15 protein-coding genes and 1 pseudogene are annotated in these 15,225 nt (G+C 28.5%); 7 read left to right on the plus strand and 9 right to left on the minus strand.

The features are described from left to right. The first annotated feature begins 43 nt into the window (after positions 1-43). Together L3J60_RS05155 and L3J60_RS05160 are read left to right on the plus strand one after the other, a co-directional pair. Positions 44-1,015, plus strand: coding sequence for a type IX secretion system membrane protein PorP/SprF (locus L3J60_RS05155; RefSeq protein ID WP_291974424.1), 972 nt, complete (start codon positions 44-46; stop codon positions 1,013-1,015). A gap of 21 nt (positions 1,016-1,036) precedes the next feature. After that, the gene (locus L3J60_RS05160; RefSeq protein ID WP_291974425.1) at positions 1,037-1,546 is read left to right on the plus strand and encodes a gamma carbonic anhydrase family protein; all 510 of its coding nucleotides are present in this window, start codon (positions 1,037-1,039) and stop codon (positions 1,544-1,546) included. Between the two features lie 109 nt (positions 1,547-1,655). Here the strand turns inward: L3J60_RS05160 and murI are convergent, their stop codons facing one another. From murI to L3J60_RS05200, 8 genes are all read right to left on the minus strand, one after another. Beyond that, a complete protein-coding gene (murI, locus tag L3J60_RS05165) occupies positions 1,656-2,447 on the minus strand; it encodes a glutamate racemase (RefSeq protein WP_291974426.1) in 792 nt (263 codons plus the stop codon). Positions 2,448-2,530: 83 nt separating this feature from the next. Next, positions 2,531-3,031: an OmpH family outer membrane protein gene (locus tag L3J60_RS05170; RefSeq protein WP_291974427.1), complete on the minus strand. Its 501-nt coding sequence runs from the start codon at positions 3,029-3,031 to the stop codon at positions 2,531-2,533. An 18-nt stretch (positions 3,032-3,049) separates the two neighbouring features. After that, positions 3,050-3,850, minus strand: coding sequence for an OmpH family outer membrane protein (locus L3J60_RS05175; protein ID WP_291974428.1), 801 nt, complete (start codon positions 3,848-3,850; stop codon positions 3,050-3,052). Positions 3,851-3,917: 67 nt separating this feature from the next. Beyond that, on the minus strand, positions 3,918-6,479 hold the full coding sequence (gene bamA / locus L3J60_RS05180) for an outer membrane protein assembly factor BamA (protein ID WP_291974429.1): 2,562 nt from the start codon (positions 6,477-6,479) through the stop codon (positions 3,918-3,920). Then, a complete protein-coding gene (locus L3J60_RS05185; RefSeq protein WP_291974430.1) occupies positions 6,472-7,230 on the minus strand; it encodes an isoprenyl transferase in 759 nt (252 codons plus the stop codon). Before L3J60_RS05185 ends, bamA begins: the two co-directional genes overlap by 8 nt. Beyond that, positions 7,230-7,910, minus strand: a complete 681-nt coding sequence (locus L3J60_RS05190; protein WP_291974431.1) for a DUF6089 family protein — start codon at positions 7,908-7,910, stop codon at positions 7,230-7,232. The genes L3J60_RS05185 and L3J60_RS05190 overlap by 1 nt, the downstream gene beginning before the upstream one ends. A 122-nt stretch (positions 7,911-8,032) precedes the next feature. Further along, positions 8,033-8,914, minus strand: a complete 882-nt coding sequence (locus L3J60_RS05195) for an NAD kinase (RefSeq protein WP_291974432.1) — start codon at positions 8,912-8,914, stop codon at positions 8,033-8,035. A 2-nt stretch (positions 8,915-8,916) separates the two neighbouring features. Further along, complete coding sequence (locus L3J60_RS05200) at positions 8,917-9,576, minus strand: CBS domain-containing protein (RefSeq protein WP_291974433.1); 660 nt, start codon at positions 9,574-9,576, stop codon at positions 8,917-8,919. A gap of 98 nt (positions 9,577-9,674) precedes the next feature. Between L3J60_RS05200 and L3J60_RS05205 the strand changes: the two genes are divergently transcribed. The 5 genes from L3J60_RS05205 to tig all read left to right on the plus strand — a co-directional run bounded on the left by L3J60_RS05205 (position 9,675) and on the right by tig (position 14,840). Next, complete coding sequence (locus L3J60_RS05205; protein ID WP_291974434.1) at positions 9,675-10,397, plus strand: pyridoxine 5'-phosphate synthase; 723 nt, start codon at positions 9,675-9,677, stop codon at positions 10,395-10,397. 147 nt (positions 10,398-10,544) lie between these two features. Continuing rightward, positions 10,545-11,312 carry an alpha/beta fold hydrolase gene (locus tag L3J60_RS05210; protein ID WP_291974435.1) on the plus strand — a complete coding sequence of 256 codons (768 nt, stop codon included), beginning with the start codon at positions 10,545-10,547 and terminating at the stop codon, positions 11,310-11,312. A gap of 45 nt (positions 11,313-11,357) precedes the next feature. Then, entirely contained in the window at positions 11,358-13,007 is a 1,650-nt protein-coding gene (locus L3J60_RS05215; protein ID WP_291974436.1) for a DNA mismatch repair protein MutS, read from the plus strand. A gap of 66 nt (positions 13,008-13,073) precedes the next feature. Continuing rightward, entirely contained in the window at positions 13,074-13,427 is a 354-nt protein-coding gene (locus tag L3J60_RS05220) for a phage holin family protein (protein ID WP_291974437.1), read from the plus strand. A 90-nt stretch (positions 13,428-13,517) separates the two neighbouring features. Next, positions 13,518-14,840: a trigger factor gene (tig, locus tag L3J60_RS05225; RefSeq protein ID WP_291974438.1), complete on the plus strand. Its 1,323-nt coding sequence runs from the start codon at positions 13,518-13,520 to the stop codon at positions 14,838-14,840. Positions 14,841-15,038: 198 nt separating this feature from the next. On the opposite strand, the pseudogene L3J60_RS05230 reads toward tig, so the two are convergent. Next, positions 15,039-15,225 (minus strand): annotated as a pseudogene (locus L3J60_RS05230) (IS110 family transposase); the annotation flags it as partial.

Below are 15,225 nucleotides of genomic sequence, written 5' to 3' on the forward strand. Positions count from 1 at the left end.
AGTTTAATTATATAACCTTATCTTTGGTTTTTTAATTTTTTGGATGAAAAGTTTACGTGTAATTATAATTGTTTTCTTAGGCTTAAGCTCTTTTTTGGGGAGAGCTCAAGAAACGTTGCCAATATATTCAGATTATTTATCGGATAATGTGTATTTAGTGCATCCAGCCGCTGCAGGAATTGGTAATTGTGGTAAATTACGGGTTACGGCTCGTAGCCAATGGGGAGGCATTACGGATGCGCCATCATTACAAACCTTAAGTGTTCACAACAGAGTAGGAGATAATATTGGCGTCGGTTTTATTTTGTTTAATGATAAAAACGGATATCATTCTCAACAGGGTTTTCAAGGCACTTTTGCCTATCATATTAATTTGGGAAGGCCAGATGATGTTAATCAACTGTCATTTGCATTATCATTAATGGCGGTTAATAATTCCGTAGATGAAAGTACTTTTGTAATTCCAGATCCAGTAATTTCTCAAATTGTTAGAAGCGAAAGTTATTTTAATGCAGATTTTGGAATGGCATATCATAATAAAGGATTTTTCTCTTATTTCACGGCTAAAAATATTATGTTAAATGCTCGTAGTTTGTATAATCCCAAATATGAATCACTTAATTTACGTAGATATTTAGTTACACTTGGGTACTATTTTGGTAAAGGTAAAAACTTGCAATTTGAACCATCTATAATGATGCAAACCATTGAACGAACTGGTGAAAAATTTGCTGATTTTAATATGAAAGTTTATAAAAATGTTGCAAACGCTCAACTTTGGGCGGCATTTTCATACAGAAAAAGTTTTGATAATGCAGGTACAAAAGATCTGAATTATATTACTCCAATAATTGGTGTTAACTATAAAAATTATATGATTTCCTATACCTATACCAAACAAACTGGAGCTATATTATTTGACGATGCAGGTTATCATCAAATTTCTTTAGGATGGAATTTTTTATGCAAAGCACCTCGTAGCAGTGGTTGTCCAAATATAAATGCTGCATTTTAACTTCAATTAAAAAATATTAACATGATTATTAAAGAATTAAACGGAGTAAAACCTGTTTTTGGAACGGATTGTTTTATTGCAGAAAACGCTGTAATTATTGGTCAAGTTACTATGGGAAACCAATGCAGTATTTGGTACAATGCAGTAATTAGAGGCGATGTTCACTATATAAAAATTGGGAATAAAGTAAATGTGCAAGATGGTGCGGTGATTCATGCAACTTATAAAAAATCACCTACAAATATTGGAAATAATGTGTCTATTGGGCACAATGCAATGGTACATGGTTGTACTATTTATGATGATGTTTTAGTAGGAATGGGAGCTATAATTATGGATGATTGCATAGTAGAAAGCAATACCATAATTGCTGCTGGAGCTGTAGTAATCAAAGGAACTCACGTAAAATCTGGAAGTATTTATGCAGGTGTACCAGCTAAAAAAGTAAAGGATATTAGTCAGGAATTAGTTTCAGGTGAAATTTACAGAATTGCCGATAATTATATAAAATATGCCAGTTGGTATAAATAGTATTTGGGCGTTACCCTTTGGGTCGGGCTATCACTACTCGCTTTTTTTAGTTAAAAAAAACTAAAAAAGAGCTCAAACAAATAGTTCTATCCCTAACGCAAAATCACAATTAAAAATCTAAATTTTTAGTTGCCATTTCATCCTTTACATCACTTAAAATAGTTTTTAAAATTGCTAAAGAACCATTAGTGTAAAATTGAAAATTAATATTTATAGAAGAATCAGACAGTAAATTATATTTTTCCAATATTGCTTTAGTTTGTTTAGCAACTGCTTTACCTGAATCAATAATGGTAACATTTTTACCCACAATTTTTTGAATTTGAGGAATTAAATAAGGATAATGTGTACAACCTAAAACCAAATAATCTAAATTATGTGGTAACATTGGCGTTAAATATTTAATTAATAACTTATTTGTTTCATTTGAATTAAGTTTTCCAGCCTCTATTAATGGAACTAATCCTTCCCCATCTTGTTCTATGGTAATTGTATTTTTAGCAAATTCAGCAGCCGTTTTTTCAAATAATTTACTACTTAAAGTTCCTTTGGTTGCCAACACACCAACAGCTCCAGTTTTGCTATACAATGCTGCAGGTTTTATAGCAGGTTCAATGCCTATAAACGGAACAGAATAATTTTTTCGTAAGTAATCAATGGCATTGGTAGTTGCTGTATTACAAGCTACAATAATTAGTTTACAACCTTTTGAAAGTAATAGTTCGGTATTTTTTATACTTAATTGTAAAATTTCTTCTACTGATTTTTCACCATAAGGAGCATTTTTACTATCTGATAGGTAAATAGTACTTTCGTTTGGTAAAAGGTGATGTACTTCTTTCCAAATAGAGGTACCGCCAATACCAGAGTCAAATAATCCTATAGGTTGTTTTTCGTTCAAATTAGAGATGCTTTAAAATCAATAAATAAAAGTAAAAAAAAATCCTGCAATTGCAGGATTTTTACTTATTGAAATTTATTTTTTTATTTAATTCCTAATTTTGCTTTTACTGCAGGTAATAAATCAGGTCCGTTAGCAACAATTAAAGTAGAAGCTTCTAAAACATAAGTATATCCTTGTTCTTTTGCTACTTCATCAATTGCTTTTTTTGCTTTATCTAAAATTGGTTTTAGTTTTTCATTTCTTTGTTTAGATAAATCATCTCTAGCAACTTGTGATGATTGATACAATTTTTGTTGATCTTGTTGTACTTCAACACCTCTTTGTTTATTTACATCATCAGTTTGTGTTTTAGCTTCTGCGTCATATTTTTTTAACTTAGCTTGTAACTTAGCTTGTTCAGCTTTAAGTTCTGTTTCGTAAGTTTTGCTTAATTTTTCTAATTCAGCATTCATTACTTTTGTTTCAGGCATAAGGCTCAATAATTTGTCGGTGCTTATGTGTCCTATTTTTTGTTGTGCATTTGCTGCAGAAAACCCTAAGGTAATTATTGCAATTAATACTAAGTTTTTAAATTTTCTCATTTTTAGTGATTGTTTAAATTAATTATCTTCTTTTTTTTGTTCTTTTGCTTTTTTAGTGTCTTCTATTTTTTTTATTCTTGCTTGTCTTTTAGCTTCTATAGACTTTTTTAATGCTTCTCTTTTTTTTATGTTTCTCATTTTAAGCTGAGCAGCTTTTTTTTCTTTTATTTTTTTCTGTAGAGCTGCTTTTTTTTGTGCTCTAGTATCTAATTTTTGTTTAGCTTCTTCACTTACTACAGAAGTTTTACTTACTGCTTTTTTTCCTTTTTTAGCTTGTCTATTATTAGCTTCAATTACTTTTTTTGCTCGAGTTATGCTTTTAATAACTAAATCGCTTATGTTATATTTTTTATTGGTATATAGCATAATTAGGTTACTAGAGTTATCAAAAATTAAATCGTAACGCCTTTTGGTTGCAATATCTTGTATGGCATTATATACCAAATCTTGAATTGGCTTAACCAACTGTTGACGTAAAAAATACAAATCTCCTTTTGTACCAAAATAAGCGGCTTGTAATTTTTTTAAATCTAACTCTTTAATTTCAATATCTTCTTCTTTGTCTGCAATCAATTCTTTAGTTAACAATTCTTTTTCATTATTAAGGTCGGCTTTTAAATCGTCAATTTCTTTTTGTTGTTTTTCAATTTTATTTTGCCAAGTAATTGCTTTTGCATTTATTTTAGCTTGAGCTGTTGTATATTCGGGAATGTTTTCTAGAACATATTCCATATCAATAAAACCTATTCTTTGAGGCTTTTGTGCAAATGAATTTAAGCTAAAAGTTAGAACTAGAATTAAAAGAACTTTCTTTATCATATTTTATTAGTATTAAGAAAAAATCGTGCCAATTTAAAAAATCATTTACAAATATAACTCAATTATATTAAAATTGTTGTCCTATAATAAAGTGTGTTTGCCAACCAGATTTTTGTGTTTGACCCGGTAAAGGATCAAATCCGTTTGCAAAATCAATTCCCAGCATACCAAAGGCTGGCATAAATATTCTAATTCCAAAACCAGCAGATCGTTTAAGTTCAAAAGGATTGAAGTTTTTAAATCCATTATATGAATTTCCTGCTTCTAAAAATCCTAAAACATAAATTGATGCGGAAGGTTTTAAGGTAATTGGATAACGAAGTTCCATTTGAAATTTATTATAAATAGTTCCTCCATCAATTTGAGAAAGTCTTCCATTTTCATAACCTCTTAATCCAATAGTTTCTCTACCGTCTAATTGAAAAGTTGCCATTCCATCACCACCAACAAAATAACGTTCAAAAGGAGAATCGCCTAGTTTTTTATTATAATTACCTAAAATACCAAATTCAGTATTGGTCATTACTACTAAATCTTTGGTTAATGCAGTGTACCATTTGGCTTTAAAACTGGTTTTATAATATTCAAGCCATTTGTATTTTTCTAAATCAGGTAAATTGGTATAGTCTTTTTTATTCACTAAAGAATAAGGGAAAGTTACTTTAGCACTAATACTTATATCTGAACCCGTTTTAGGAAATACTGGATTTGGTCCTGATGAGTTTCTTCCAAAAGTGATGCTATATGCTAAGTTATTAGAAGTTCCTGTAGAGAATGAGAAAGTAGAAATAGGATAATCTTTTAAATCATACAATTGGTAACTAATACTTTGTGATAAGGTAAAATAATTATCTGGCCATTGTAATCGTTTGCCCAACCCAACAGTTACACCAATAATATTTAAACGTTGGTTTTTATCTACTCGATTAGTTGTATAATCGTATCTAAATTGTTTGGAATTATAGATAGAAACAGACAATGATTGTGGTTTTTTACCCCCTAACCAAGGTTCCGTAAATGAAAAACTAGAGGTAGTATAATACCTACTTTTTTGTAAACGAAGCGATAATTTTTGTCCGTCACCCATTGGTAATGGTGTATATGCTTCTTTTTTAAGAATATTTCTAATAGAAAAGTTATTGAAAGATAATCCTAAAGTTCCAATAAAAGAACCACCACCATAACCACCTTGCAGCTCAATTTGACTAGAACCTTTTTCGGCTACAGTATAACCAATATCTACTGTTTTATCTTGGTAATTTGGTTTAATGTCTGGTGTAATTGCTTCTGCATCAAAAAAGCCAAGTTGTCCAATTTCACGAATGGTTCTAATAACTGCACTTTTACTATACAAGTAGCCAGGATTACTTCTAATTTCTCTATAAATTACATGATCGTTCGTTTTGTCGTTCCCTTGAACGGTAACTCTTTTTATTTTTGTTGGCTCATCTTCGTGAATTCTAATTTCAACATTAATAGAGTCCTTATTTACTCCAGTTTCAACAGGTATAACTCTTGAAAATAAATAACCATTATCTTGATATAAAGTTGAAATATCTTCAGAATCAGGTTTTCCATTACCCGTAACTCTATCTTTTAGTACTTTACCATTATAGGTGTCGCCTTTTTCAATTCTAAGAATTCGTTGTAATTGGTCATCGGTGTATTTACTATTTCCTAAAAAACTAATATTACCAAAAACATATTTTTTACCTTCTTCAATTTTAATATTTAAATTAAGAGTATTATCAGGATTCCAAGATAAAGTATGATCTATTATTCTAGCATCTCTATATCCTTTTTCGCTATAAGTAGTAACAATATTTTCTAAATCAGTTTTAAAATCGGCATCAATAAATTTTGATTTTTTCCAAAATCTACCTAATAAGGCTTGTTTGGTTTTTTTCATTGCTTTACGCAATTTTTTCTTACTAAAAGCTTTGTTTCCTGTAAAAGTGATGTTTTTAATTTTAACTTTGTCACCTTTATCAATACGGATAAGCATATCTACACTGTTTGTAATAGCTGTATCTTTTTTGGTAGTTAAAAGGACTTTAGTTTTTAAAAATCCTTTTTCTTGATATTTCTTTTTAAAGTAATTTTTAGTAGTTACAATAAGGTTATCCGTAACCATTGCTCCTTTTTTAAGCTCAGCATCTTTTTGTAAATCTTTGGCTTTATTTTTTTTAACTCCTTGTATAGTTACTTTGTTAAGTTGCGGTAATTCATCCACGTCAAATTCTAAATAAGCGGTATTTCCATCAATTTTTGCTATATAAACTTCAATGTCACTAAACTGTTTGGTGTCATACAATTTTTTAATAGCACTTGTTAATTTATCGCCAGGTAATTTAATTTTTTGACCAACAGTTAATCCAGTATAAACTCTAACGGTTTGTTCTTCAAATTTATGAAGCCCTTTTACAGAAATTCCACCAAGTTCATATTTGTGGTCTTTTATAAATTTGGTTGGTAAAGTTTTAATGGGAGCTATCGAATCATTAACGATAGTATCTGATTTAACTTGAAGTGTTTCTGTTTTACTTTTTTTTGCGGGTTCTTGAGAAAATCCTGCATTTGCAAAAGTTATTACTATTAAAAATAGTAAGGTACTAGTAAATTTATTCATTGATGTTCTTTTCAATTTGTTCACTTGTTTTTCCAAAACGACGTTCTCTTTTTTGATATTCTAAAATAGACTTGTAATAGTTTTCCTCTTTAAAATCTGGCCATAATACAGTGGTAAAATAAAACTCGGCATAAGCTACTTGCCAAAGTAAAAAATTGCTAATTCGTTTTTCACCACTGGTACGAATCAAAAAATCAACATCGGGCAAAGAAAACGTATATAAATGATTATTAATAATTTTTTCGTTAATTTCTTCTATGGAAAGTTGATTATTAACAACTTTTTTTGAAATTTTTTTGATAACATTAACAATTTCATCTCTTGCTCCATAATTTAAGGCTAAAGTTAAGGTTAGCGTTTTATTATTTTTAGTTTTTTCAATGACTTCTGTAAGCTCTTTTTGCACTTTTTTTGGTAAATGACTTAAATCGCCAATAGTTAGTAATTTAATATCATTATCCACAAAGGTTTTTAATTCTTTTCTTAAGGAAGAAACTAGTAATGACATTAAGGTTCTCACTTCTAATTTTGGGCGATTCCAATTTTCTGTAGAAAAAGCGTAAAGTGTTAAATAATTTACTCCAATTTCAACACTAGCCTCAATAATTGCTCTAACCGAATCTACTCCTTTTTTATGCCCAAAGGTTCTTGGTTTACCTTGCTGTTTTGCCCATCTTCCATTGCCATCCATAATAATAGCCACATGGTTTGGTATTGTATTTTGTAATATAGTTTTTTTAAGGTTTTCCATTAATAAGCGGGTGCGTAACATGCTGGTCTTCCAAATGTGTAAACTAAGGATATGCCTGTTAGCATATACCAATCATTACTATTAGGATTTCCAAAGTTTAAATTATTTATGTCTGGATTATTGTAATCTAAATTGTCATTAAACGTATATCTAGCTCTAATTTCAACTGCTATGGCAAAATCTTGAAATAATTTTGTTTTATAACCAATCCCAAAGGGGATTGCAAAGGAAGTTTTATTACCGTATTTATATTGGTTTGGAGCAACTTCATTAGTAACAATATTGTAATTATAAGCCGCTATTTCTAATAATATATACGGAGTTTGTGTGTATTTATAATCGTCTAAATTATATTCAAAAAAATTAAATTCTAATCCTAAGGCTAATTCTTTTATAGTGTTTGTAAAACGTAAACCTCTATTAAGTCGTTCAGGGTTAGTGGCTTTTGCATCATTGGCAGATAGCACAGCGTATGTAAACGTACCTCTAAAAGCTATTCTAGGGTTTTTATTCCATTTATAAATTAAGCTACCCATAAAATTATTAGGGTTTATATAGTATTCAGAGCCAATATCACCAATATAATTGCTACCGCCAACCATAATGCCAATTTCATTAATTTGAGCGGTTAAAGTGCTTGTTAACCAACTAAATGCAATAAGTAAAATTATTTTTTTCATATATAAAATAGCGTGCAAATATAATAATTTCTATTTGCTTTTTGAAGTTTCAATACTTCTTTTTTGAATAACTATTTAGATATGAAATTATTGTAAAATTAATAGGATACTTTTTAAGAGGTTTAATTTCTAAGATCTTTTCCCCAAAGCAGTTTTTCTCGTAAGGTTTTAATAAAAGTTTGCTTATTAATTTGAATCATTTTTAAATTAAAGGATGCTTTTTCTACAAATATTTCAGTTTTACTATTAATGGTGGTAACCCTAGAATCAAGCGAAAGGAGAAATTCATTTTCACGACCTTTTACTGTGAATTTTATATTAGTTTCATCAGGAATTACTAACGGGCGTGCGTTTAAATTATGTGGTGCTATGGGTGTTAAAGCAAAACTTTTTGCTCGTGGAGTAATTATTGGACCGCCACAACTTAACGAATAACCTGTTGATCCTGTGGGCGTTGCAATAATTAATCCGTCTGCCCAATAAGAGTTTAAATATTCATTATCTAAATAGGTTTCAATGGTAATCATAGATGCCGTGTTTTTTCGGCTAACGGAAACCTCATTTAAAGCAAAATTAAGAGGAAGCATGTCTTTTTTATTAGAAGAGGTTGAAACACTCAACAAGGTTCGTTCTTTTACTTCAAAATCATTTTTTAAAATGGCAGTAATTGCATTTTCAATTTCTTCTTTTTGAACGGTTGCTAAAAAACCTAATCTACCCGTATTTATGCCAATAATTGGGATATTGGAATCCCTAACTAAAGTTACCGCACGTAAAATGGTTCCATCGCCTCCCATGGTTATCATAAAATCGAAAGAGTTTTTTAAATCATTATAGGTTGAAAAAGTAGCTATATTTTTAGTATCAATGTTTTTTTGAATAGTGTTAAAATAGCTTTGTTCTACTAAAAATTTAATATTATTTTTGGTAAGAACATTGAAAAGTTCTTTGATATAAATAATATCATTGGTTTTAAAAAACTGTCCGTAAATGGCGACTTTCATATTTAAATATTTAAATATTTTTGTAAGTAATCTGTTCTTTCTTTCAATTCTTCTAATAAAAAATCTTCCTTATGTTTTGATAAAACATGATAATCAAATCGTCTAAATGATTGTATGATTTCATTTACTTCTGAAGCATTAAATTTTAGTGTGATTGTAACGGTTGAAGGTGTTGTTTTGGAAATGAAAATTCCTAAAACTTTTCCATTATTAGATTCTACAATTTGGCAAATTTCACTGAATGAATAATCTCTAATTTCTTTTTCTAAAATAATTATGGTGCCTTCATTACTTAAAAAAGGAGAATTGTTATAAATATGTAAAATATCGATCAAATCATAATAGCCAATATAAATTTGTTCCTTAGTAATTACTGGGGCCAAATTGGTTTCATTAATTGCAAAGGCATTTAAAATTTCTAAAAAATTAGTGTGTTCTTCAATAAAAAAGAATTTAAACAAATCTTTGTATTCTGTTAATGTATTTTCATCTTCATAAATTCCTTGAATATCTGTTTCAGAAATTAATCCAACTAACTTTTCATTATTTACAATTGGAAAATGAGAATATGTATTTTCTTTGAAAAACGATTTTACTTCAGCAATTTTAGTTTGTAAAGTAAATGCTTTAAATTCTGTTAATATGTTAGGAGTAGCTTTCATTACGTTTCTAATTATAGTACAAATTAATCAAAAATAAAACCAAATTTATATAGTTAGTTGTAAATTTGCATCATCATTTCAAAATAAAGGTTAAAAGTATGACAAAATTAAGTGTAAATGTAAACAAAATAGCCACTTTACGAAATGCAAGAGGAGCAAATTATCCTAATGTTGTTAAAGTGGCGAGTGATATACAAGAGTTTGGTGCAGAGGGAATTACCATTCATCCACGTCCAGATGAACGTCATATTAGATATCAAGATGCTTTTGATTTAAAAGAAATTATTACTACGGAATTTAATATTGAAGGAAATCCGATTCCGAAATTTATAGATTTAGTTTTAAAAGTAAAACCAACTCAGGTTACTTTAGTGCCTGATGCGGTAGATGCCATTACTTCAAATGCAGGTTGGGATACCATTACAAATCAATCTTTTTTAAAAGAAGTGATTGCAGAATTTAAACAAAACGGAATAAGAACTTCCATTTTTATTGATACTAATTTAAAACTAATGGAAGCTGCTGCAACCACAGGAGCTGATAGAATTGAATTATATACCGAAAATTTTGCATCACAATATAGTTTGGGGAATAAAAAAGTAGTAGAGCCTTATATAAAAAGTGCAAATTTGGCTACGGAATTGGGATTAGGAATAAATGCTGGTCACGATTTAAATTTGGAGAATATTCAATTTTTTGCAACTTCAATTCCTCATTTAAAAGAAGTTTCTATTGGACATGCTTTAATCACAGAATCACTGTATTTAGGTTTAGAGAATGTAATTAATATGTATAAGTATAAGTTGAAAGTAAAAAGTTGAAAAGTTGAAAGTGAGAATTAAGAAGTGTAAAAAGAAACGTCATTGCGATGGAGGAACGGAAGAAGCAATCTCATGATTAGTTGTGAGTGAAGAGTGAAGAGTAAAAAAGAATACACAAATCCAAAAACTAAAACCCAAAACTATTTTATGGAAACCTTACACTCAACAATATTAGGAAAAGGGCAACCATTGCTTATTTTACATGGATTTTTAGGAATGAGTGATAACTGGAAAACCTTAGGTGTAAAATTTGCTGAAAATTATCAAGTTCATTTAATTGACCAACGCAATCATGGACGTAGTTTTAAAACCGATGAGTTTGATTTAGAATTATTGGTTGAAGATTTACATTCGTATATTAAAAATCATAAGTTGCATAATGTTAATTTGTTAGGGCATTCTATGGGAGGAAAAGTAGCGATGTTATTTGCTATAACATATCCTAATTTAGTACATAAATTAATAATAGCCGATATAAGTCCGAGAGCTTATAAACCACATCATCAACAAATATTAGAAGCTTTAAATGCCGTTAATTTCCAAATACAAAATACACGTAAAAAAGTAGGAGAAGTGTTACGAATTTACATTAAAGATGAAGGTATTTTACAATTTTTATTGAAAAATGTGTATTGGAAAAATAAAGAAGAATTAGCATATCGATTTAATTTGAGTAGTTTAACAGAAAATTATCCAGAAGTTGGGGAAGCGTTGCCATCTTTTACTGAATTTACAGGAGAAACCTTGTTTTTGAAAGGAGAAAAATCTGATTACATTACTGAAAATGACGAGCCTTTAATAAAAGCTCATTTTGAAAATGCACAAATTATAACTGTCAAAAATGCAGGTCATTGGCTGCATGCAGAGAATCCTACGCAGTTTTATAACGAAGTTGTCAGGTTTTTAAACAATTAACTACTTGGCATAATTATAGTTAGGAAAATTCATAAATAAATACTTATGAATTGGTTTTTTGGAATAGTTTTCATTTTAGTTTTACTTTATTTAATTAACAATTACTACGATAAAAAGCGGTTTAAAAAATTAAAAGAAAATCTTCTAGATAATTGGGGAAAACCTAAGCAAAATGAATATTACAATTTTTATAAAATAAAGCAATATTTTAAAAATAATATTCATAAAAATAAGGCTTATCATTTTATTTCTGATAGAACTAATATTGATTTAGATCTTGATGCCTTATTCAAGTTTTTGGATAGAACTTCTTCTAAAATTGGACAACAATATCTTTATTGCAAAATAAGAACGATTGGTAGTCTTGAAAAATTATATAAGTTTGACGCCTTAAGTAAACTGTTTAAAAATAATGAAGCGTTAAGAATTAAAAGTCAGCTAGTTTTAACTACTTTAAATTCAGAAAGTTCTTATGATTTAGAAAAATTAATAAATGATAAACCTATTGAAAAGCCTAAGTATTTAAAATTTATTTATGCATCTTCTATTAGTGCTGTTTTATGTATCATTCTTTCCTTTTTTAGTCCAATATTTTTACTTTTTTTAATTCCTCTTTTTTTAATAAACACCGTTTTTCATTATAAAAACAAAGAAAATATAACCTATTATGTTAGTGCGGTTAACCAACTTGGTAAAGCTTTAAATGTTGCCAAAAACTTATCGTTATTTAAAGAAATTAAAGCGAATTTTAGCGATTTATCTTTTATAAAAAAAGTAAATTCCATTAAAACTAAAACAAAATTTATTGGTTTTGAGCAGCAGCTAAGCAATGAATTTGCAGTGTTAATTTGGTCAATAACTGAGCTTATAAAAATTCAGTTTAACTTAGAATATATTATCTTTTACAGTTTTGTAGATTCCATTACAAAAGAAAAGGAGAGTATTGATAAGTTATATCAATTTATTGGAGAAATAGATGCAGCTATTTCTGTAGCATCGTTAAAATCGAGCGGTTTAAAAATGTGTACACCAAAATTTATAACCGAAAAACAAATTTATACTACAGAAATAGTTCATCCATTAATTGAAAATTGTATTGAAAACAATTTAAATTTAGAGAATAAAAGTTTATTGCTAACAGGTTCAAATATGTCTGGTAAAACTACTTTTATTAGAACTATTGCCATTAATAGTATTTTAGCACAAACTATAAATACTTGTTTTGCAAAGGAATATTCAGCTCCATTTTTTAAAGTATTTTCATCCATTAGAATTTCAGATGATTTAATGGAAGACACAAGCTATTATTTAAAAGAAGTGTTAATAATTAAAGAACTTATTGAAGCTTCAAAAGACGAAAATCCTAGTTTGTTTGTTTTAGACGAAATTTTTAAAGGAACAAATACCATAGAACGAATATCAGCAGGAAAAGGAATTTTATCTTTTTTAAACAAGAAAAATCATATCGTTTTAGTGTCAACACACGATATTGAATTGACAGAATTATTAGAAAATGACAATTATGAGTTGTATCATTTTAATGAAAAGATAGAAGGCGGAGAAATGCATTTTGATCATAAATTAAAATCAGGAAAATTAAAGACTAGAAATGCAATTAAAATTTTGGAACTGTACAATTATCCTGATGAAATTATTAAAGATGCAAAAATTACGGAAATAAATAACTTTGTATAAATTAGTGCTTTTGCTATAATTTAAAATTTAATTATGTATAATTAGTAATAAAAAAAAACAACACTTATGAAAACAATATTTAAAATATTACTAACCGCAGTTGCAGTGGTTTTAATTGCCAATTTATTACCAGGCGTACAAATACAAAATTTCACCAACGCCATTTTAGTCGCTATAGTTTTGGGTATTTTGCGTGTTACCGTCAAACCAATACTTATATTTTTCACTTTACCAGCAACCATTGTAACTTTTGGTTTGTTTTTATTGGTAATAAATGCTTGTATTATTTTGCTAGCAAGTTATTTTGTTAGCGGATTTGCAGTAGCTGGTTTTTGGACTGCTTTGTTGTTTAGTTTGCTATTATCACTTTTTCAATCCATTTTATTTTCATTGTTGAAAGAAAATAAACGAAAGGATTGAATTTGAATGAATTAAATACTTTGACAAGTGCATAAAAAGTAGTAATTTTGCACCCGATTTTTTAATGATATAAGATAAATTTAGAATACAATGAATATTACAAAAGAAAATATTGATGAGTTAAATGCAGTGGTAAAAGTTGAAATTGCAGCTGCAGATTATCAAGATAAAGTGAGCGAAATTTTAAAAGATTACCGTAAAAAAGCAGACATACCGGGTTTTAGAAAAGGACAAGTACCAATGGGAATGGTAAAAAAACAATACGGTAAATCTGTAATGATTGATGAAGTAAATAAATTATTGCAAGATTCATTGAATAAATTTTTAACCGAAGAAAAAATTGACATTTTAGGGAATCCTTTACCAAAAATGCAAGACGATTTTAATTGGGAAACCGCAGATTATGCTTTTGAATTTGAATTAGGTTTAGCTCCAAAAATTGAACTTGATTTAAAAGCTAAAAATAAAATAAAACAATATAAAATTGTTGCTGATAAAAAAATAATTGATGAAGAAGTTGAAAAAATCAGAAAACAATTCGGAAAATTAGTTTCTAAATCTGAAGTTGAAGAAGGCGTTTCACTTACAGGTACTTTTGTAAATGAAGAAAAAGAAATCAATAAAAAATCAACTATTGAATTAGCTACCATTAAAGGAAAAACGAACCAAAAGAAATTTATTGGCAAAAAAGTGGGTGATGTTGTAGCCTTAAAAACCAAAGGTTTATTTACTGATGATCATCAATTAATGGGTGCTTTAGGATTGTCTCATGATGATATTCATGATTTAGATATTACATTAACTTTTACCATTGAAGAAATTAATGTTACTGAATTCGCAGAAATGAATCAAGAGTTATTTGATAAAGTTTTTGGTAAAGATGTAGTTAAAACTGAAGAAGAGTTAAGAGCTAAAATTAAAGAAGAAATTGAAAAACAATTTCAAGGGCAAGCAGATCAACAAATTATTAATGATGTTAATGATTATTTAGTGGCAAATACTAAATTTGATTTACCAGCTGAATTTTTGAAAAAATGGATTGTAGTTTCTGGTGAAAAACCATTAACTCCAGAACAAGCTGCGGAAGAATATGAACGATCTGAAAAAGGATTGCGTTTTCAATTAATTCAAGATAAAATATTTAAGGACAATAACTTACAAATTACTTTAGATGAGTTAAAAGAATACACTAAAGGTTTTGTAGTGGCTCAAATGGCACAATACGGACAATTAAATCCTGAAGAAAAACAATTGGATGAAATTGTACAACGAGTGTTAACAAATGAAGATGAAGTAAAACGTTTACAAGACCAATTAATGGGACAAAAATTATTAGATTTTTATAAAGCTAATGTTCCATTTGAAGAAAAAGAAGTTACCTACGAAGAATTTGTAAAAGAAGTTTACAAATAATATAATTTAGTGTCATTTCTGCGAAGGCAGGAATCTATCTTCTTATAAAACTAAAAAACTCCTTAATAATTTTTTATTAAGGAGTTTTTTTTATTTCGTCATCCTATGTTTGTAAAATGAAAATAAATACCAGATTGAAAATCAGCAAGCTACGTCATTGCGTATTCTATGACTCCACCAAATATATTTCAAATATTTTCAGGCAGCATATTTTAGTATATCTACATAAGGTGTTTGTCGTTTTATAGTTGCAAAAATTCTAGCTAATAATTTACATCTGATTATATTAATTGTACTCATTTTATTTTTGCCTTGTTCGACTCTACGCTTATAATATATTTTCATTTCAGGATTGTTTTGTATCGCAGATTTAGCACACAAATCA

This window comes from Lutibacter sp., assembly GCF_021647475.1.
Lineage (GTDB): Bacteria > Bacteroidota > Bacteroidia > Flavobacteriales > Flavobacteriaceae > Lutibacter.

Coding starts and splice junctions, on each gene's coding strand:
- L3J60_RS05215 (WP_291974436.1), top strand. CDS start 11,358: ATGAATTGGTTTTTTGGAATAGTTTTCATTTTAGTTTTACTTTATTTA.
- L3J60_RS05195 (WP_291974432.1), bottom strand. CDS start 8,914: ATGAAAGTCGCCATTTACGGACAGTTTTTTAAAACCAATGATATTATT.
- L3J60_RS05200 (WP_291974433.1), bottom strand. CDS start 9,576: ATGAAAGCTACTCCTAACATATTAACAGAATTTAAAGCATTTACTTTA.
- L3J60_RS05210 (WP_291974435.1), top strand. CDS start 10,545: ATGGAAACCTTACACTCAACAATATTAGGAAAAGGGCAACCATTGCTT.
- tig (WP_291974438.1), top strand. CDS start 13,518: ATGAATATTACAAAAGAAAATATTGATGAGTTAAATGCAGTGGTAAAA.
- L3J60_RS05190 (WP_291974431.1), bottom strand. CDS start 7,910: ATGAAAAAAATAATTTTACTTATTGCATTTAGTTGGTTAACAAGCACT.
- L3J60_RS05160 (WP_291974425.1), top strand. CDS start 1,037: ATGATTATTAAAGAATTAAACGGAGTAAAACCTGTTTTTGGAACGGAT.
- L3J60_RS05170 (WP_291974427.1), bottom strand. CDS start 3,031: ATGAGAAAATTTAAAAACTTAGTATTAATTGCAATAATTACCTTAGGG.
- L3J60_RS05205 (WP_291974434.1), top strand. CDS start 9,675: ATGACAAAATTAAGTGTAAATGTAAACAAAATAGCCACTTTACGAAAT.
- L3J60_RS05155 (WP_291974424.1), top strand. CDS start 44: ATGAAAAGTTTACGTGTAATTATAATTGTTTTCTTAGGCTTAAGCTCT.
- bamA (WP_291974429.1), bottom strand. CDS start 6,479: ATGAATAAATTTACTAGTACCTTACTATTTTTAATAGTAATAACTTTT.
- L3J60_RS05185 (WP_291974430.1), bottom strand. CDS start 7,230: ATGGAAAACCTTAAAAAAACTATATTACAAAATACAATACCAAACCAT.
- L3J60_RS05220 (WP_291974437.1), top strand. CDS start 13,074: ATGAAAACAATATTTAAAATATTACTAACCGCAGTTGCAGTGGTTTTA.
- L3J60_RS05175 (WP_291974428.1), bottom strand. CDS start 3,850: ATGATAAAGAAAGTTCTTTTAATTCTAGTTCTAACTTTTAGCTTAAAT.